General features: G+C 71.1%; 16 protein-coding genes and 1 tRNA gene. 10 read left to right on the top strand and 7 right to left on the bottom strand.

Annotated elements, in window-relative coordinates; all coding sequences use genetic code 11:
- Positions 1-219: 219 nt before the first annotated feature.
- From eno to AS857_RS31835, 6 genes are all read left to right on the top strand, one after another.
- Positions 220-1,500, top strand: a complete 1,281-nt coding sequence (eno, locus tag AS857_RS31860; protein ID WP_058046615.1) for a phosphopyruvate hydratase — start codon at positions 220-222, stop codon at positions 1,498-1,500.
- Positions 1,501-1,635: 135 nt separating this feature from the next.
- Positions 1,636-2,100, top strand: a complete 465-nt coding sequence (locus AS857_RS31855) for an FtsB family cell division protein (RefSeq protein ID WP_058046614.1) — start codon at positions 1,636-1,638, stop codon at positions 2,098-2,100.
- An 88-nt stretch (positions 2,101-2,188) separates the two neighbouring features.
- The gene (locus AS857_RS31850; RefSeq protein ID WP_058046613.1) at positions 2,189-2,719 is read left to right on the top strand and encodes a DUF501 domain-containing protein; all 531 of its coding nucleotides are present in this window, start codon (positions 2,189-2,191) and stop codon (positions 2,717-2,719) included.
- A complete protein-coding gene (locus AS857_RS31845; RefSeq protein ID WP_058046612.1) occupies positions 2,716-3,657 on the top strand; it encodes a Ppx/GppA phosphatase family protein in 942 nt (313 codons plus the stop codon). Before AS857_RS31850 ends, AS857_RS31845 begins: the two co-directional genes overlap by 4 nt.
- Positions 3,658-4,037: 380 nt before the next feature.
- The gene (locus AS857_RS31840) at positions 4,038-5,429 is read left to right on the top strand and encodes an NAD(P)/FAD-dependent oxidoreductase (protein WP_058046611.1); all 1,392 of its coding nucleotides are present in this window, start codon (positions 4,038-4,040) and stop codon (positions 5,427-5,429) included.
- 194 nt (positions 5,430-5,623) lie between these two features.
- On the top strand, positions 5,624-6,949 hold the full coding sequence (locus tag AS857_RS31835) for an SAM-dependent methyltransferase (RefSeq protein ID WP_058046610.1): 1,326 nt from the start codon (positions 5,624-5,626) through the stop codon (positions 6,947-6,949).
- A 58-nt stretch (positions 6,950-7,007) separates the two neighbouring features.
- Here the strand turns inward: AS857_RS31835 and AS857_RS31830 are convergent, their stop codons facing one another.
- Positions 7,008-9,527, bottom strand: coding sequence for an ABC transporter permease (locus AS857_RS31830; RefSeq protein ID WP_058046609.1), 2,520 nt, complete (start codon positions 9,525-9,527; stop codon positions 7,008-7,010).
- Between the two features lie 73 nt (positions 9,528-9,600).
- Positions 9,601-10,383 carry an ABC transporter ATP-binding protein gene (locus AS857_RS31825; protein ID WP_058046608.1) on the bottom strand — a complete coding sequence of 261 codons (783 nt, stop codon included), beginning with the start codon at positions 10,381-10,383 and terminating at the stop codon, positions 9,601-9,603.
- A 428-nt stretch (positions 10,384-10,811) separates the two neighbouring features.
- Between AS857_RS31825 and AS857_RS31820 the strand changes: the two genes are divergently transcribed.
- Both AS857_RS31820 and AS857_RS31815 read left to right on the top strand, forming a co-directional pair.
- A tRNA-Leu gene (locus AS857_RS31820) sits at positions 10,812-10,894 on the top strand.
- Between the two features lie 180 nt (positions 10,895-11,074).
- Positions 11,075-11,947, top strand: coding sequence for a Bax inhibitor-1/YccA family protein (locus tag AS857_RS31815; RefSeq protein WP_058046607.1), 873 nt, complete (start codon positions 11,075-11,077; stop codon positions 11,945-11,947).
- 139 nt (positions 11,948-12,086) lie between these two features.
- Here the strand turns inward: AS857_RS31815 and AS857_RS31810 are convergent, their stop codons facing one another.
- Entirely contained in the window at positions 12,087-12,317 is a 231-nt protein-coding gene (locus AS857_RS31810; RefSeq protein ID WP_030365184.1) for a DUF4287 domain-containing protein, read from the bottom strand.
- Positions 12,318-12,415: 98 nt separating this feature from the next.
- Here AS857_RS31810 and AS857_RS31805 point away from each other — a divergent pair, with 98 nt between their 5' ends.
- On the top strand, positions 12,416-12,754 hold the full coding sequence (locus AS857_RS31805; protein ID WP_058046606.1) for a hypothetical protein: 339 nt from the start codon (positions 12,416-12,418) through the stop codon (positions 12,752-12,754).
- 254 nt (positions 12,755-13,008) lie between these two features.
- Here the strand turns inward: AS857_RS31805 and AS857_RS31800 are convergent, their stop codons facing one another.
- The 3 genes from AS857_RS31800 to AS857_RS31790 all read right to left on the bottom strand — a co-directional run bounded on the left by AS857_RS31800 (position 13,009) and on the right by AS857_RS31790 (position 16,540).
- Complete coding sequence (locus AS857_RS31800; protein WP_058046605.1) at positions 13,009-13,875, bottom strand: hypothetical protein; 867 nt, start codon at positions 13,873-13,875, stop codon at positions 13,009-13,011.
- Between the two features lie 277 nt (positions 13,876-14,152).
- Positions 14,153-15,373: an acetyl-CoA C-acetyltransferase gene (locus AS857_RS31795; RefSeq protein WP_058046604.1), complete on the bottom strand. Its 1,221-nt coding sequence runs from the start codon at positions 15,371-15,373 to the stop codon at positions 14,153-14,155.
- A 126-nt stretch (positions 15,374-15,499) separates the two neighbouring features.
- On the bottom strand, positions 15,500-16,540 hold the full coding sequence (locus tag AS857_RS31790; RefSeq protein ID WP_058046603.1) for an SGNH/GDSL hydrolase family protein: 1,041 nt from the start codon (positions 16,538-16,540) through the stop codon (positions 15,500-15,502).
- 220 nt (positions 16,541-16,760) lie between these two features.
- Between AS857_RS31790 and AS857_RS31785 the strand changes: the two genes are divergently transcribed.
- Entirely contained in the window at positions 16,761-18,164 is a 1,404-nt protein-coding gene (locus tag AS857_RS31785) for a cystathionine beta-synthase (protein WP_058047197.1), read from the top strand.
- A 387-nt stretch (positions 18,165-18,551) separates the two neighbouring features.
- Here the strand turns inward: AS857_RS31785 and AS857_RS31780 are convergent, their stop codons facing one another.
- On the bottom strand, positions 18,552-18,980 hold the full coding sequence (locus AS857_RS31780; protein WP_058046602.1) for a hypothetical protein: 429 nt from the start codon (positions 18,978-18,980) through the stop codon (positions 18,552-18,554).
- Positions 18,981-19,046 lie beyond the last annotated feature (66 nt).

Raw genomic sequence — 19,046 nt, 5'->3', positions numbered from 1 at the left:
CCGCCTCTTCCGGGCCCCGCCCCCTCCGCCGCAGGCGGCTCGCTTCCCTGTTCGGCTTCCCCGTTCAGCGAAAAATTCCGCCGTTCATACGGTGTTCTGGGCTTTTGTGCTGTTTTTTAGGCTTTTCCGGCCCGGGAACACGGTCCAACGGCGAGGCGAGCCTCCGGGGCCCGTTAGGCTCGTGCTGCAGAACCACAGACACACACGAAGGAGACCCTCGTGCCGTCCATCGACGTCGTCGTAGCTCGCGAGATCCTCGACTCGCGAGGCAACCCCACGGTCGAGGTCGAGGTCGGCCTCGACGACGGCTCCACGGGCCGTGCCGCCGTGCCGTCCGGCGCCTCCACCGGTGCCTTCGAGGCCATCGAGCTCCGTGACGGTGACAAGAACCGTTACCTGGGCAAGGGCGTCGAGAAGGCCGTCCTCGCCGTCATCGAGCAGATCGGCCCGGAGCTCGTCGGCTACGACGCCACCGAGCAGCGCCTGATCGACCAGGCCATGTTCGACCTGGACGCCACCGACAACAAGGGCTCGCTCGGCGCCAACGCCATCCTGGGCGTCTCCCTCGCCGTCGCGCACGCCGCCTCCGAGGCCTCCGACCTGCCGCTGTTCCGCTACCTGGGCGGCCCGAACGCGCACCTGCTGCCCGTTCCGATGATGAACATCCTGAACGGCGGCTCGCACGCCGACTCCAACGTGGACATCCAGGAGTTCATGATCGCGCCGATCGGCGCGGAGTCCTTCTCCGAGGCCCTGCGCTGGGGCACCGAGGTCTACCACACCCTCAAGTCGGTGCTGAAGACCAAGGGCCTGTCCACCGGCCTGGGCGACGAGGGCGGCTTCGCGCCGAACCTCGGCTCCAACCGCGAGGCCCTCGACCTCATCCTCGAGGCCATCAAGCAGGCCGGCTACACCCCCGGCCAGGACATCGCGCTCGCGCTCGACGTGGCCGCCTCCGAGTTCTACAAGGACGGCGTCTACAAGTTCGAGGGCCAGGACCGCACGGCCGCCGAGATGACGGACTACTACGCCGAGCTCGTCGCGGCGTACCCGCTCGTCTCCATCGAGGACCCGCTGTTCGAGGACGACTGGGACGGCTGGAAGACCATCACCGAGAAGCTCGGCGACAAGGTCCAGCTCGTCGGTGACGACCTGTTCGTCACCAACCCCGAGCGCCTCGGCCGCGGCATCGAGGAGGGCGCCGCCAACGCCCTGCTGGTCAAGGTCAACCAGATCGGCTCGCTGACCGAGACCCTGGACGCCGTCGAGCTGGCCCAGCGCAACGGCTTCAAGTGCATGATGTCGCACCGCTCCGGCGAGACCGAGGACGTCACCATCGCCGACCTGGCCGTCGCCACCAACTGCGGCCAGATCAAGACCGGCGCCCCGGCCCGCTCCGAGCGCGTCGCCAAGTACAACCAGCTCCTGCGCATCGAGGAGATCCTGGACGACGCCGCGGTCTACGCCGGCCGCAGCGCCTTCCCGCGCTTCAAGGGCTGACGCGGGCCGCACCCGCAGGCCTGACACGGCCTCAGGGGAGCAGCCTCACCACGTCCCCGGCCACGGTCCCGTACCGTGGCCGGGGACGTACGTTCGTGGCGAGGCTGCGGGCGACCAGGACCTCGGGGAGGCGAAGTGGCGGCGGAACGCTCCACCGCGACCAGGCTCAGGGCACTCGGCTCGGTGCTCGTCCAGGGCCCCACGGCCCGCGTCTACCGCGCGCGGGGCCCGCGCCGCAGCCGGCTCACCGGCCGTGCGGCGCTGCTGGCGCTCGTCGTGTGCTCGCTGGTCGTCGCCCTCGCCTATCCCATGCGCCAGTGGGTCACCCAGCGCTCCGACATCGCCGACCAGCGCCGCCAGTCCGAGCGCGCCCGCGAGCAGGTGAAGCGGCTGGAGGACGAGAAGGCGCGGCTGGAGGACCCGGCCTACGTCGAGCAGCAGGCGCGCGAGCACCTGCACTACCTGCGCCCCGGGGAGACCGGCTACAGCGTGGTCGACGGCAGCGGCACCGCCCGGCGCCCGCGCGACCAGGGCGCCGCCGACCGCCCCTGGTACAGCAATCTGTGGGACGGTGTGGACGCCGCGGACACCCCGCGCTGACCGCTCCCGCCGGCCCCTCCCCTTCTTCACGACCTGCCTTCTGCACGACCTGCCGACACCACCGAGCGAAGACGACACGAGCGAGCACATGGACACCCCTCCGCCCCAGACCGAGTCCACCGAGCCCACCGACGCCGACATCGAAGCGTTCAAGGAGCAGCTGGGCCGCCCGCCGCGCGGACTGCGCGCCATCGCCCACCGCTGCCCCTGCGGCCAGCCGGACGTGGTCGAGACCGCGCCCCGGCTGCCGGACGGCACGCCGTTCCCGACGACGTACTACCTGACCTGCCCGCGCGCCGCCTCCGCGATCGGCACGCTGGAGGGCTCGGGCCTGATGAAGGAGATGCAGGACCGGCTGGCGACCGACCCGGAGCTGGCCGCCGCCTACCGCGCCGCGCACGAGGACTACCTCCGCCGCCGCGACGCGATCGAGGTCCTGGAGGGCTTCCCGAGCGCGGGCGGCATGCCCGACCGCGTCAAGTGCCTGCACGTCCTGGTGGGTCACTCGCTGGTGGCGGGCCCGGGCGTGAACCCCTTCGGCGACGAGGCGCTGGCGCTGCTGCCGGAGTGGTGGGCCAAGGGCCCGTGCGTCACTCCGTGCGGGGGTGACGACAAGTGACCCGCGTTGCCGCCGTGGACTGCGGCACCAACTCCATCCGCCTCCTCGTCGCCGATCTCGACCCGGCGACCGGTGCGTTCACCGAGCTCGACCGCCGGATGACGATCGTCCGCCTGGGGCAGGGCGTGGACCGCACGGGCCGGCTGGCGGAGGAGGCCCTGGAGCGGACCTTCGCGGCCTGCCGGGAGTTCGCGGAGGTCATCCGCGACCTGAAGGCCGAGCGCGTGCGCTTCGTCGCCACGTCCGCCTCGCGGGACGCCGAGAACCGCGAGGACTTCGTGCGCGGCGTGGTGGACATCCTGGGCGTGGAGCCCGAGGTGATCAGCGGTGACCAGGAGGCCGAGTTCTCCTTCACCGGCGCCACCAAGGAGCTCTCCGGCCGGGACGACCTCGCCAGGCCGTTCCTCGTCGTGGACATCGGCGGCGGTTCCACGGAGTTCGTCGTCGGCGAGGAGCATGTCCGGGCGGCACGCAGCGTCGACGTCGGCTGCGTGCGCATGACGGAGCGCCACCTCGTCGCGGACGGCGCCGTGGTGGACCCGGCGACGCCGGAGCGCATCGCGGCGATACGCGCGGACATCGAGGCCGCGCTGGACCTGGCCGAGGAGAGCGTTCCGCTCGCCGAGGCCCGGACGCTCGTGGGCCTGGCGGGCTCGGTGACCACGGTCGCGGCCGTCGCGCTGGGACTGACCGAGTACGACTGGACGCGCATCCACCACGCGCGGATCTCCCTGGAGCAGGTCCGGGAGATCACCGGGAAGCTGCTCGCCTCGACGCACGAGCAGCGTGCGGCGATCCCCGTGATCCACCCGGGCCGGGTCGACGTGATCTGCGCCGGGGCGCTCGTCCTGCAGGCCGTCATGGAGCGCGTGGGGGCCCACGAGGTCGTCGTCAGCGAACACGACATTCTGGATGGAATCGCCTGGAGCGTCGCCTGAGAAGGCGCCCCGAGGAGGCCCCTCCGGGGGCCTCCGGGAAAAAGTTCGTGAAATCCTTCACATGAAAAAAGGGAGCGTTGGCGGCGCGAAGGGGCCTGTTGGGCCCTTCCGGGGCCCCCGGAGCCCTCTGCGGTGGGATGCCGTCCGGTTTCGGGCGGGTTAAAGAGCCGCTTATGTGATCGTCGGCGCGGCAGTGGTCTAGTCAACCTGAGACCCGCAAGGCCAGTTCAACAGGGGTTCACAACGTGCCCGCCGGTCAACTGGTTCCCTTACGGGCGTATGGCATGGGTCACGGTGGCGGCGGAGTGTAGCAGATACCTCCCGACCCCTTGTGAAGGGGCTCACGAGCATGCCCGTGGAGAGTGCTGGATACTCGAATCATGAGCACCACGGAGCGTCCACGGATCCTCGTAGTAGGCGGTGGGTACGTCGGCCTGTACGCGGCGCGCCGCATCCTCAAGAAGATGCGGTACGGCGAGGCGACCGTCACGGTCGTCGACCCGCGTTCGTACATGACCTACCAGCCCTTCCTGCCCGAAGCAGCTGCCGGCAGCATCTCCCCCCGCCACGTCGTGGTGCCGCTGCGACGCGTGCTCCCCAAGGCGGAGGTCCTCACCGGCCGCGTCACCACCATCGACCAGGACCGCAAGGTCGCCACCGTCGCGCCGCTCGTCGGCGAGGCGTACGAGCTGCCCTTCGACTACCTGATCGTCACGCTCGGCGCCGTCTCCCGTACCTTCCCGATCCCCGGCCTCGCCGAGAACGGCATCGGCATGAAGGGCGTCGAGGAGGCCATCGGCCTGCGCAACCACGTCCTCGAGCAGCTCGACAAGGCCGACTCGACGACCGACGAGGAGATCCGCCGCAAGGCGCTGACCTTCGTCTTCATCGGCGGTGGCTTCGCGGGTGCGGAGACCATCGGCGAGGTCGAGGACATGGCGCGCGACGCCGCCAAGTACTACCCCAACGTCAAGCGCGAGGACATGCGGTTCGTCCTCGTCGACGCCGCCGACAAGATCCTCCCCGAGGTCGGCCCCAAGCTCGGCGCGTACGGCAAGGCCCACCTGGAGAGCCGCGGCATCGAGATTCACCTCTCGACGTCGATGGACTCCTGCGTCGACGGCCACGTCGTGCTGAAGAACGGCCTCGAGGTCGACTCCAACACCATCGTGTGGACCGCGGGCGTCAAGCCCAACCCGGCGCTGGCCCGCTTCGGCCTGCCGCTCGGCCCGCGCGGTCACGTCGACACCCTGCCGACCCTCCAGGTCAACGGCACCGACTACATCTGGGCCGCGGGCGACAACGCCCAGGTTCCGGACCTCGTCGGCCGCGCCGCGGGCAACGAGAACGCCTGGTGCCCGCCGAACGCCCAGCACGCGCTGCGCCAGGCCAAGGTCCTCGGCGACAACGTCATCTCGGCCATGCGGGGCTTCTCGGCCGCGCAGACCGAGTACAAGCACGCCAACAAGGGTGCGGTGGCGGGCCTCGGCCTCCACAAGGGCGTCGCGATGATCGTCATGGGCAAGATGAAGATCAAGCTCAAGGGCCGTCTCGCCTGGTACATGCACCGTGGCTACCACGGTCTGGCCATGCCGACCTGGAACCGGAAGATCCGCGTCTTCGCGGACTGGACCCTCGGCATGTTCCTCAAGCGCGAGGTCGTCTCGCTGCGCGCCATGGAGAACCCCCGCGAGGAGTTCTACGAGGCCGCGAAGCCGGCCCCGCAGCCCAAGGCCGACTCCGTTCCCTCGGAGAAGGCGAAGGCCTCCTAACGGCGGTCGCGGCTCGGCCGCGGTCAACCAGTCGGCAACGGCGTCCACCAATCCGTGGGGTGGGCGCCTTTGTCGTGTGTCCGGCCACCCACAGTTGATCTAATCTGACTGAACGGGACTACCGTGCCGACTCTTGGTGTTTAGGTGTCAGTTGAACGTTTCTCCTGACCTTGCATCATGGAGGTGTGTGCGACATGGCCGACGCCGCTCGACGGCTCACCGCGCTCGCGGAAGAGGTCCTGGGAGCCCCGCTCCCGGTACGGATCCGCGCCTGGGACCGCAGCGAGTACGGCCCCCCGGGCACATCCGGCGCCCCCGTCCTGGTCATCCGCCGCCGCCGGGCCCTGCGCCGGCTGCTGTGGAAGCCGGGCGAGCTGGGCCTCGCCCGGGCCTGGGTCGCGGGCGACATCGACGTCGAGGGCGATCTCTACGAGGCGCTCGACCTCCTGGCCGGCTCCCTCTGGGAGCGCGGCGAGGGCACGCCCCGCTCCGGCCTCGCCGCCCTCCTCTCGGCCGTGCGCGACCCGCGCCTGCGCGCCGCGGGCGGTGAGCTCGTCAAACTGGCCGGCCCCGGACTGCCGCCCCGGCCGCCCCGCGAGGAGGCCCGCAGGACCGGCGGCCCCCTGCACACCCTGCGCCGCGACAAGCAGTCCATCAGCCACCACTACGACGTCGGCAACGCCTTCTACGAGCGCGTCCTCGGCCCCTCCATGGTCTACTCCTGCGCCTACTGGGGGAGCGACGGGGACGGAGCCTCCACCCTCGAGGAGGCCCAGAGCGCCAAGCTCGACCTCGTCTGCCGCAAGCTCGACCTCCGGCCCGGGCAGCGCCTCCTCGACGTCGGCTGCGGCTGGGGCTCGATGGTGCTGCACGCGGCCCGCGAGTACGGGGTGAGCGCCGTCGGCATCACCCTCTCCGAGGAGCAGGCCGCCTACGCCCGCAAGCGCGTCGCCGAGGCCGGCCTGACGGAGCGCATCGAGATCCGGGTCCAGGACTACCGCGAGATCTCCGACGGCCCCTTCGACGCCATCTCCTCCATCGGCATGGCCGAGCACGTCGGCTCGGCGCTCTACGCCGAGTACGCCGCCGACCTCCACGCGCTGCTGAAGCCCGGCGGCCGGCTGCTCAACCACCAGATCGCCCGCCGCCCCCTCAAGGACGAGGAGGCGTACGAGGTCGACGAGTTCATCGACCGCTACGTCTTCCCCGACGGCGAGCTCGCCCCCGTGGGACGGACCGTCGCCCAGCTGGAGGAGGCCGGGTTCGAGGTGCGCGACGTGGAGTCGCTGCGCGAGCACTACGCCCTGACGCTGCGCCAGTGGGTGGTCAACCTTCAGGACCACTGGCAGGAGGCCGTACTGCTGACCTCGGCCGGCCGCGCCCGGGTCTGGCGGCTGTACATGGCCGCCTCGGCGCTGTCCTTCGAGCGCAACAGGATCGGCGTCAACCAGGTGCTGGCCGTCCGCACGCCGGAGACGGGGGCGGCGGGGATGCCGCTGCGGGCGCGCAACTGGCGCTGATGCGCGGAGCGGCCCCACGGCTGATGCCGTGGGGCCGCTCTCCTCGTACCGGCTGCCGCTACTCCGCCTTGATGGCGGACAGCATGTTCAGCTTCGCCGCCCGGCGGGCCGGCCACAGCGCGGCCAGCACGCCGACCACCGCGGCCAGCAGCAGGAACAGACCCATCCGGCCCCACGGGAGCACGAGCTCGTAGGTGCTCAGGCCCTTGCGGATGAGGTCGCCCGCGGCCCAGCCGAAGAAGACTCCCAGGCCCACGCCCATCACGCCGCCGAAGAGCGAGATGACCAGCGACTCCAGACGGACCATCCGCTTGATGCCCTTGCGGTCCAGGCCGATGGCGCGCAGCATGCCGATCTCCTGCTGGCGCTCGAAGACGGACATGGCCAGGGTGTTGATGACGCCGAGGACGGCGACGACGACGGCCATGGCCAGCAGGCCGTAGAGCATGTTCAGCAGGAGGTTGATCATCCGGGAGATGCCGTCCGAGATGTCCTGCTTGGTCTGGATCTGAATGGCGGGGTTGTCGCCGAGGGCCTTGCGCAGGGAGTCCTTGACGGCCTCGCCGGCGCCGTTCTTGGTCTTGACCATGACCTGGTTGTCGTTGACCTCGCTCAGGTGCGGGGTCAGGGTCCGGTTGTCGACCATGATGCCGCGCATCAGGTCGTTGCCCTTGTAGACGCCGGCGACCGTCAGACGGCCCTTCTTGCCGTCCTCGAAGGTCACGTCGAAGGACGAACCGGTCTTCCAGTGGTTCGTGCGGGACAGTGCGTCGTCGATGACGACCTTGTCACCGGAGACGGCGAACGAGCCCGAGGTGAAGTCCAGCTTCGTCAGCCGGGCGATGTCCTTGCCGTTGACGCCCCTGAGCAGCTGGTGGCGGTCGCCGTCGATGCGGGCCGGGGACTGGCGCATCGGGCTGGTGGCCGTGACGTCGGGGTGCGCGGCGAGCTTCTTCTCCACGTCCGGGGAGAGCGGGGTCATGCTCGCCATGGAGACGACGTAGTCGGCCTTGAGGGACTCCGTGGCCATCTTGTCGATGGCCTTCTGGACGCTGCCCGCGATCACGGTCAGACCGGTGATCAGGGTGAGGCCGATCATCAGCGCGGAGGCGGTCGCGGCGGTGCGGCGCGGGTTGCGCACGGCGTTCTGCCGGGCGAGCTTGCCGGGCATGCCGAACAGGCGCAGCAGCGGGGCCCAGGCGGCGATCACCGGACGCGACAGCAGCGGGGTCAGGACGAAGATGCCGATCAGGACGACGGCCGCGCCCAGGCCCAGCATGGTGGAGCTGCTCGCCGTCAGCACGACGGCCGCGCCGAGGGCGGTGATGGCGCCGCCGATGCTGTTGCGCACGACCAGGGACTTGGTGGTGGCCACGGCGTGGACGCTGTTCATCGCGGCGACCGGCGGGATCTTGGCGGCGCGGCGGCCGGGCAGCCAGGCGGCCAGCATCGTGACGACGATGCCGACGACCAGCGAGACCAGGACCGTGTTCGGGGCGATCACCAGCGGGCCGTCGGGGATGCTGTTGCCCGTGCTGCTGATGAGCGAGCGCAGGCCGGCGCCGATGCCGATGCCCGCGATCAGTCCGGCGATACCGGCGACCGCGCCCACGACGAACGCCTCGATCAGCACGGAGCGGGTGATCTGGCGGCGGCTCGCGCCGACCGCGCGCATCAGGGCCAGCTCCTTGGTGCGCTGGGCGACCAGCATGGTGAAGGTGTTGGCGATGATGAAGATGCCGACGAAGAGCGAGATGCCGGCGAAGACCAGGAGGCTGGTCCGCATGCCGTCCATGCTCTGGGCGATGATCTTCGCCTCGTCGTCGGCCAGCTCCTTGCCCGTGACCGACTTCGCGTCCTTCGGCAGGACCTTGTCGACGGCGGACTTCAGCGCGGCCTGCGAGGTGCCGGCGGCGGCCTTCACGTCGATCTGGCTGAACTCGCCGGGCTTGCCGTAGAGCTTCTGCGCGGTCGGGGTGTCGAAGAGGGCCAGGCTGCCACCGGCGGAGACGGCGCCGTCGTCCGTGGTGAAGATGCCGGTGATCTTCTGCGGGAGCACGGGGCCGTCGACGGAGATGCGGACGGTGTCGCCGACCTTGTAGCCGGCGCGCTCGGCGGTCTTGGCGTCGAGGGCGATCTCACCGGAGCCCTGCGGCGCGCGGCCGCTCTTCATGGGGTAGCGGGCGTCCTTGCCGCCGGTGCCCGGGTAGTAGTTGGCGCCGGAGGAGGAGAAGCCCTCGCCTATCAGCTTGCCGTGCTTGTCGGCGATCGCCGCGAAGCCGTTGACGGAGCCGGTGGCGGAGGCGGCGCCGGGCACCTTGGCGGCCCGGTCCAGCAGGTCCTGGGAGAGCCGGGGGGTCTCGCCGGGCCTGCCGTCGTCGCCGTCCTGGTGGCGGGGCTGGACGGCGACGTCGACCTTGTCGTAGCCCTTCTGGGAGCTCTTCTGGTAGGCGTCGGAGATGGTCGAGGTGAAGACCAGGGTGCCGGAGACGAAGGCCACGCCGAGCATCACGGCGAGTACGGTCATCAGCAGCCGGGCCTTGTGCGCGAGCACGTTGCGCAAGGCGGTACGGAACATGGTCTGTGTGTCCTGGGGGAGTGGGCCCGTGCCGGGCCGTCGTCGGGAGGCTGGGGAGCGGCGGAGCCGTCTCTCAGCTCGTGCGGCCCTTGGCGTCGAAGCGCTTCATGCGGTCGAGGACCGCGTCCGCGGTGGGCTCGCGCATCTCGTCGACGATGCGGCCGTCGGCGAGGAAGACCACGCGGTCGGCGTAGGACGCGGCCACGGGGTCGTGGGTGACCATGACGACGGTCTGGCCGAGCTCGCGCACCGAGTTGCGCAGGAAGCCCAGGACCTCGGCGCCGGAGCGCGAGTCGAGGTTTCCGGTGGGCTCGTCCGCGAACATGATCTCGGGCTTGCCGGCCAGGGCGCGGGCGACGGCCACGCGCTGCTGCTGGCCGCCGGAGAGCTGGTTGGGGCGGTGCTTGAGGCGCCCGGAGAGGCCGACGGTGTCGACGACCATGTCCAGCCACTTGCGGTCGGGCTTACGGCCGGCGATGTCCATCGGCAGGGTGATGTTCTCCAGCGCGGTCAGCGTCGGGAGCAGGTTGAACGCCTGGAAGATGAAGCCGATCTTGTCGCGCCGCAGCCGCGTGAGCCGCTTGTCGTTGAGCGTGGTCAGCTCGGTGTCGCCGATCGTGGCCGAGCCGCCGGAGACCGAGTCCAGGCCCGCCATGCAGTGCATCAGCGTGGACTTGCCGGAGCCCGAGGGGCCCATGATCGCGGTGAACTCGGCCTGGCGGAATTCGACGGAGACCGCGTCGAGGGCGACCACCTGGGTCTCGCCCTGTCCGTAGACCTTGGTGAGGCCCGTGGCGCGGGCTGCCACTGCCGTGGGGCGGGCGGCGGTCTGGACGCCGTAGGGGGAGGTGGTCACGGGGCGGGCTCCTGTCGGGACGACGGTTTCGGGTACCCCTCCATCGTCCGTGGCGCGCCGCCTCCCGGGATCAGACCCAGCTCCCGTTCCCGGGGCAGACCTCGGTCTGACCCGGGAGGGCGCTTCTCCTCCTTGGGTATGACGCCGGGCACCGCCCCGGAGGCCGCCTCCGGGGCGGTGCCCGAGGCGGCGAGATTGCGACAATTCCGCAGGCCGCCCGGGGTCCCCCGGTGAACGGGCGGTATCGGCCCGTGGCATGTGCCTTTGGCGTCGTTCCTGCACTGATGCACCCTCAGTTGCCAATAAAATAAGACAACCTCGGGTCATCGTTCCGCTGTTTGGGGGGCGCTCCCCGGCTAGGCTCGTCCTGCTCTCCTCTTACCAGGGAGGCTCGCGCGCCTTTCCCTGCCTGTACGCCCGAGAGCGCTGCCCGGATGGTGGAATGCAGACACGGCGAGCTTAAACCTCGCTGGCCCTTCGGGCCGTGCCGGTTCAAGTCCGGCTCCGGGCACTCACCTGCTCCGTGTCCCCCACTCTCCGTAGGGAACCGAGTGCCGCCCGTTTGCGTTCTCCCCGTAGGCGTGGGGGAGGGTGTGCCGGAAAAGATCCTTCCCAAGCACGAGCGCATTCTTTTGCCTACCTATTACTCTTGGTCGCAAGGCCGCGCAGGGTGGCCATGGATGGAGTGAGGATGAGGAGCAGCAACCCGGTCTTCTCGCGGCGGTTCCGCGGCAACAACGGCTACGCGGGCTTCAACGCGGCGCCGCAGGCCGGGACCGCGGCCCAGGGCAACCCGTACGCGAACAATCCGTACGCGCAGCAGCCCGCCAACCCGTACGCCACCAACCCTTACGCCCAGGGCGGCCCGGATCTCCAGCAGGGCTACCCGCAGGCCCCCGCCACCACGGGCCGCATGACGATGGACGACGTCGTCATGCGCACCGGCATGACGCTCGGCACGGTCATCCTGGCCGCCGCCGTCGGCTGGGGGCTGAACGTCCCGGTCGCGCTCGGCTACGGCGCCGGCCTCGTCGCGATGCTCCTGGGCTTCGCCCAGTCGATCTTCCTGCGCAAGCCGGTCCCCGCGGTGATCCTCGCGTACGCCGCGTTCGAGGGCCTCTTCCTCGGCGTGGTCAGCAAGGCCTTCAACCACTACGCGCAGGGTGCCCCGGTCCAGGCCGTGCTCGGCACGATGCTCGTCTCGGTCGGCGTGCTCATCGCGTACAAGACCCGCCTGATCCGCGTGAACCGCCGCTTCACCCGCTTCGTGACGGCCGCCGTGATCGGCTTCGTCCTGCTGATGATGGTGAACATGCTGTTCGCCGTGATCGGCGGCGGTGACGGCCTCGGCCTGCGCACGGGCTGGCTCGGCATCATCGTCGGCGTCGTCGGCGTGCTGATCGGCGCGGCCGTTCTCGCGCTGGACTTCAAGCAGGTCGAGGACGGCATCCAGTACGGTGCGCCGCGCGAGGAGTCGTGGTTCTCGGCCTTCGGCCTCACGGTCTCGCTGGTGTGGATCTACATCCAGATGCTGCAGCTGATCGGCATCCTCAACGAGGACTAGCCGGTCGGCAGTGAACTCGGTCGGTGAACGAAGGGCCCGGGAGATTTCCCGGGCCCTTCGCCGTATGCGCCTTCAGATCTGCATCAGGCGGACGAACGGGGGTGTCGTCCGCCCCGTGCGGAGTGCGGTGTGCGCCGCGCTACAGAAGCTTCCGGGCGGCCCGCCGGAGGTCGTACTCGTGGACGATCGCCTTGGCGTGGCCATATGCGAGGTCGTGCTCTCCGCGCAGCCAGCTGACCTTCTCCTCGAAGCGGAAGAGAGAAGGGCCTTCCTCGACCGTGCGCAGCCAGTCGGCCACTTCGCGGCCGGTGCAATGGGGGATTCGGGAGAGCAGGTTCCGGTGGGTCTCGTCGGAGAAGACGTGGGACATCGGCGCCTCCGGACGCGTCGAATGATGGTCCTTCATGTCACCGTGCCCGACTGTGCAGACGTTGGCAACACTCCGGCAACGGCGCATAGGCTCGCGCTGTGGATGATGTGACGTCTCTTCTGGCCGCCGTGGACGCTTTCGCCGACCGGCTGCGTGCCCTGCCGCAGTCCCGCCTGAGCAGGGGAGCGGCCGCGGAAGCGCTGTCCCTCGCCCGGGAACTGGCGGCGTGGGCGCAGCGCATCGAGGAACCCGGGACCGTGGTGCCGAGGGAAATGCCCGAAGCGGGGATGTTCGCGGTCGCCGACCAAGTGGCGGTGGCCGGTCACGATTTGGCCGAGGCCCTCGCCGCAGACGGCGCGAAGCAGGCGCCCGAGGGGGTCGGCGCGGCGGAGGCGGTGGCGCTGATCGAGGCGGCGGCGAAGCGGTGCGGTTTGTAGGGCGCGGTCGTACGGGCCGGGGCGGGCCCGGCACCGCCGGGTGCCACCGCCGTGGCTGATCGGCGTCGCGGCGGGTTCAAGGACGCGGGGCATCGTCGACCGGGCACGGACCGGCGAAGGGGCTCGCCTCCTTCACCGGCTCGCTCGCCGTCGAGGACGTGCCGGCATCCTGGAATCCGCCGCCGCAGCGCTCAGCCCCGGCGGTGGTTTCCGGCGGTGCCGGACCGGCCTCGGGGCGTCATGACGTCACCTCGTCACAGTGACGCGATGACCCGGTCCGCCAGGACGTAGACCTTCTCCGTCCCGCAGCCGAAGGTCAGGGCGTACGCGCCGGAGACCCCGGAGCCGCCCAGCAGGACGGGGGCGTCGCCGGCGTCCAGGGCGTCCGCGAGGCGCTCGGCGGTCTCGCGGTGGCCGGGGGTCATGCAGACGGTGGTGCCGTCGGCGAAGACGTAGACGTCGAGCGTGCCGAGCGGGCCGGGGCGCACGTCGGTCAGCGGGACGCGGGCGTCCGCGAGCTCGCCGAGCCGCTCCACCGTGCTCTCGTGGTCGCCGGTGGCCGCCACGGGCGAGAAGTCGGGGTGGGAGGGGTGGCGGCGGCGGGCGGCGGCCAGCTCGGGGGAGTCCGCGGCCTCGGCCTCGGCGGCCGCGGCCTCGGCGAACTCGGCGAACTCGGCGAGCTCGGCCAGCCCGGTGAGCTCGGCCAGCGGCTCCAGGCCGACGAGGTCGGCCTGGCGGGGCAGGTAGAGGCCGCCGTAGGGGCCCTCGGCGAGGTCGTCGCCGAGGCCGGTGAGGCCCGGCAGCGACGGGACGTCACCGGCTCCGCCGAGCTCGCGGGCCTCCTGGGCGGCCCAGAAGGCACGGGCCTCGGCGAGCTCCCGCTCGCGCTCCTCGGCGAGGGCGTCGGCGACGGCCGCCCGTATTTCCGCGAGCTCCGCGCCGGGGGCGGGGCGGGCGGCGGGCACGGTGGGGTGCGTGCGGCGCTCGGCCGTGGCGGCGGCGAGGTCGGCGCGCAGGGCGGTGATCTGGCGGCGCAGGCCGCGAGTGGCGTGCAGGGCGGCGGCGCCCGCGGCCGTCGCGGTGGCCGCGGCCAGCAGCAGGGCAAGGGACATGGCGCTCACTGACGTACTCCCGGTTGCTATGGATCCCCCAGATTCCTACCTCAGCTTGAGGTGTGCTCTCAGGAGACCCCAGTGCAAAACGTCATGAAGCGGGCGGGACTTACGTCCCGGACGTTGTCTCTTCAACATCTCTGACCTGCGGAAACGAATCGCCCCCGGGACGTTGGTCACATCCTGGGGGCGATTCGGTCACGGTTGCGCAAGCGGCCCGTGAGGCCGTTCGTCCTCAGCTCAGCCGCTCGTACTCTCCCTGTCCTGCGCTGCGGCTCAGCTCAGTTCAGCTCAGCCGCTCGATGACCATCGCCATGCCCTGGCCGCCGCCGACGCACATGGTCTCCAGGCCGAACTGCTTGTCGTGCCACTGCAGCGAGTTGATGAGCGTGCCGGTGATGCGGGCGCCCGTCATGCCGAAGGGGTGGCCGACGGCGATCGCGCCGCCGTTGACGTTCAGGCGGTCGATGTCGATGCCGAGCTCCTGGTAGGCCGGGATGACCTGGGCCGCGAACGCCTCGTTGATCTCGACCAGGTCGATGTCGCCGATGCTCATGCCGGCCCGCGCCAGTGCCTGCCTGCTGGCCTCGACCGGGCCGAAGCCCATGATCTCGGGGGAGAGGGCGGAGACGCCGGTGGAGACGATCCGGGCCAGCGGGGTCAGGCCCAGCTCGCGCGCCTTGGTGTCGGACATGATCACCAGGGCGGCGGCGCCGTCGTTGAGCGGGCAGCAGTTGCCCGGGGTGACCCGGCCGTCCGCGCGGAACGAGGGCTTGAGGCCGGCCACGCCCTCCAGCGTCACGCCCGCGCGCGGGCCGTCGTCCTTGGAGACGACGGTGCCGTCCGGGGTGGTGACCGGGGTGATCTCGCGCTCCCAGAAGCCGTTCTTGATGGCTTCCTCGGCGAGGTTCTGCGAGCGGACGCCGAACTCGTCCATCTCCTCGCGCGAGATGCCCTTCAGCCGGGCCAGGTTCTCGGCGGTCTGGCCCATCGCGATGTACGCGTCGGGCACGAGGCCGTCCTCGCGCGGGTCGTGCCACTCCTCGCTGCCCTGCTCGGCGCGGGCGGCGGTGCGGGCCTCGGCCTCGGCGAAGAACGGGTTGTGGCTGCCGGGCATGCCGTCCGAGGAGCCGTTGACGGTCCGGGAGACCGTCTCCACGCCCGCGGAGATGAAGACGTCGCCCTCGCCGGCCTTGATGGCGTGCATCGCCATGCGGGACGTCTGCAGGGACGAGGAGCAGTAGCGGGTGATCGTGCAGCCGGGCAGGTGGTCCATGCCCATCTGCACGGCCACGATGCGGCCGAGGTTGTGGCCCTGCTCGCCGCCGGGCAGGCCGCAGCCGAGCATCAGGTCGTCGATGTCGCGCGGGTCGAGACCGGGGACCTTGTCGAGCGCGGCCTTGATGATCGTCGCGGTCAGGTCGTCGGCCCGCATGCCCTTCAGCGAGCCCTTGAAGGCGCGACCGATGGGCGAACGGGCGGTTGAGACGATCACGGCTTCGGGCATCACGGCTCCAGGGCGTGTGAAAGCAGGACTGGGTGGAAGTTACCCGCCCGTAGGGCCCGGGTCACGGCTTGGTCACTGTGACCCCTCGCACTCTTGCCGTCGCCCGGGCCGGCGGCGTCCCGCACGTCACGACCCGCCCCGGGCCGCCCGGGACCACACGTGGTGCGGCGTCGGCTCCGTGTGGGCCGGGAGGCGGCGGCGTTTGCGGTGCTTGAGGAGGGCCCAGCGGCCCCGGGCGGCGGTGACCTCCGTGCCGCCCTCGGCCGCCGCCTCCGCGGCCGCACGGGCGACCGGCAGGATGCCCTCGCGGCGGGCCGCGTCCGGCCGCTCCTCGTCCTCCGGCCACAGCCCCAGCGCCGCGCACAGCGTCGGCAGGACGGCCATCGCCGCGGTGGCGTAGCCCTCGGCGGAGGGGTGGAAGTTGTCGGGTCCGAACAGCTCCCGTGGGTTCGCGGCGAACTCCGGGCCCAGGAGGTCGCCCAGCGACACCGTGCGGCCGCCCGCCTCGATCACCCCTATGGTCTGCGCCGCGGCCAGCTGGCGGCTCTGCCGGCGCGCCACCCACCGCAGCGGCTGGTAGACCGGCTCGATCGTGCCGAGGTCGGGGCAGGTGCCCACCACGACCTCGCTGCCCGCCTCCCGCAGCCGCCGCACGGCGTCGGACAGCAGCCGTACGGACCGCGCGGCCGGCATCCCGTGCGTGACGTCGTTCGCCCCGATCATGATCACGCAGACGTCGGGGGCGCGCTCCACGTCGTCGAGCAGCAGGGTGACCTGCCGGTCCAGGTCGTGCGAGCGGGCTCCGGACAGGGCCACGTTGCGCAGCTCCACGGGGCGCTCGGCGACCGCGGCGAGCCCGGAGGCGAGCAGGGCCCCCGGCGTCTGCCGGGGCCGGTGCACGCCCTGCCCGGCAGCCGTGGAGTCGCCGAGCAGGCCGAGCAGCAGCGGCTCGCGCCCGAGCCGGTGGACGAAGGCGGAGCCGTAGCGGCCGTCCGCGTGGGGCGGGGTGTCGTTGGAGCCGCCCACGACCCGCCTGGCCAGCCGCGCCTCGGTCAGCAGGACCCCGGCCGCGGTGGCCCCGAGCAGGCCGATGCCGCCGCCCCCGTAGGCCGCCGCGGCGGCGATGCGCCGGGCGACCCTCGCCCGCGACGTGGAGATGGGTGACATGGGCCGGACCTCCTCTGCAGCCGGGTTCCGAGCCGCGTACACGGTTTTACAAACGCTTCATAAAGCATTCATGAATGCCCCGCACCCTTGGCAGAGCGCGCTATGAGCAGGTTGCCCCGAGCGCCCGCATCTGCAACGCGCCGTTGGAGCGGCCGGATGCGTTCTAGGCTGGCCGTATGGGTACGCGAGACCGCTAGTGCCCCCGACCGCGGAGATCACCGTGCAGTATCACGATTCGATGATTGAGCTCGTTGGCAACACCCCGCTCGTGAAGCTCAACAGCGTGACCGAAGGCATCCAGGCCACCGTGCTCGCCAAGGTCGAGTACTTCAACCCGGGCGGCTCCGTGAAGGACCGGATCGCCGTGCGCATGATCGAGGCCGCGGAGAAGTCCGGCGAGCTCAAGCCGGGCGGCACCATCGTCGAGCCGACCTCCGGCAACACGGGCGTGGGCCTGGCGATCGTGGCCCAGCAGAAGGGCTACAAGTGCATCTTCGTCTGCCCGGACAAGGTCTCCACTGACAAGATCAACGTGCTGCGGGCCTACGGCGCGGAGGTCGTGGTCTGCCCGACCGCGGTCGACCCGGAGCACCCGGACTCGTACTACAACGTCTCCGACAAGCTCGTGCGCGAGACGCCCAACGCCTGGAAGCCCGACCAGTACAGCAACCCCAACAACCCCCTCTCGCACTACTACTCCACCGGCCCCGAGCTGTGGGAGCAGACGGAGGGGAAGATCACCCACTTCGTGGCGGGCGTGGGCACCGGCGGCACCATCAGCGGCACCGGGCGTTACCTCAAGGAGGTCAGCGACGGCCGCGTCAAGGTCATCGGCTCGGACCCGGAGGGCTCGGTCTACAGCGGCGGCTCCGGCCGTCCGTACCTGATCGAGGGCGTCGGCGAGGACTTCTGGCCGAGCGCCTATGACGGCACGGTGACCGACGAGATCATCGCGGTCTCCGACAAGGACGCCTTCCAGATGACGCGCCGCCTCGCCAAGGAGGAGGGCCTGCTCGTCGGCGGCTCCTGCGGCATGGCGGTCGTCTCCGCCCTGCGCGCCGCCGAGAACCTCGGCCCGGACGACGTCGTGGTCGTCCTCCTGCCGGACAGCGGCCGCGGCTACCTGAGCAAGATCTTCAACGACGAGTGGATGGCGGACTACGGCTTCCTGGAGGAGGCCGGCGACGCCGCCCGCGTGGGCGACGTGCTGCGCCGCAAGGACGGCGGCCTGCCCTCCCTGGTGCACATGCACCCGGAGGAGACGGTCGGCGAGGCCATCGAGGTGCTCCGCGAGTACGGCGTCTCGCAGATGCCCATCGTCAAGCCGGGCGCGGGGCACCCCGATGTGATGGCCGCCGAGGTCATCGGCTCGGTCGTGGAGCGCGAGCTGCTGGACGCCCTGTTCACCCAGCGCGCCTCGCTCTCCGACCCGCTGGAGAAGCACATGTGCGCGCCGCTGCCGCAGGTCGGCTCCGGCGAGCCCGTCGGGGACCTGATGGCCGTGCTGGGCGAGGCGGACGCGGCGATCGTCCTGGTCGAGGGCAAGCCCACCGGTGTGGTGAGCCGTCAGGACCTGCTGGCGTTCCTCGCGGAGAGCGCCGGGAAGGCCAACGGCGCCAAGTAGTCCCGCCCTTCCGGAGCGGCTTCCGGGCGCGCGGCCGCGGCAGCGGCGGGTTTCCGGCTTTCCGGCCGCCGCGTGAACGGGGTGCGGACGGGCGGCCCGTAAAAGGTACGTATGTGTCACGCGCCCGCAGCACCGGCTTAACAACCGTCCGGCATATTGGGGGTGTCGGCCCGGGTCACCCCCGGCCGGCACCCGAACGGCGGCGGGAAACTCCGGAGCGGCTCCCGGACTCCACAGCCGTCCGGACGCGGTCCACCGGCCCTGACTCCGGCCCGTGTCCCCGTGGGGGACCGCCGTCGTCCCGACTCCGGCTCCGGCCGGGGTGCGGCGGTCCCTCGCGCATCTCCCCGGGCGTGCGTCCCTGGGCGTGCGTCCCCGGGCGCGCATTCACTCCCAGTCGGACGCGCCGTCCCGCTTCCTCCGCCGCTGCTGCCACGGGAACAGCCCCGCCACGTTCAGGGCGTTGACGCCCACGATGCCCGCCCAGGTCACCAGCAGCCCCGGCAGGTGCGCGTTGACCACGGCTATCGCGGACAGCGGGATGGCCAGCACCAGCGACACCGCGGCGAAGCCGAAGCGCTCGCCGAAGCCGCCGGGGCCGTCCCCGTCGAGGTGCGGCCGTACCCCGCGGGCGACGGCCATCTGCACCTCCGCCGACTGCCGGCGCACCCGCCGGTCGATCTCGGCGTCGAGTTTCCGGTCGACCTTCTCCAGGAAGGCTTCCACCAGCTCCGCCTCGTACTCCGGGCCCAGCTCCTTGCGGGTCTCCAGAGTGGCGGCGAGGTCCTTCTTCAGCTCATGGTCGCGGGCCGTCATGTCTACGACGATACGGTCGGCGGTGCCCCGCGTCGGTGGGGCTAGCACCCGTATCCGCCGTAGGGG

Origin of the sequence: Streptomyces roseifaciens, assembly GCF_001445655.1 — a bacterium.
In the GTDB taxonomy this organism is placed as follows: Bacteria; Actinomycetota; Actinomycetes; order Streptomycetales; family Streptomycetaceae; genus Streptomyces; species Streptomyces aureoversilis.
This window is presented reverse-complemented; position numbering and strand designations above follow the sequence as displayed.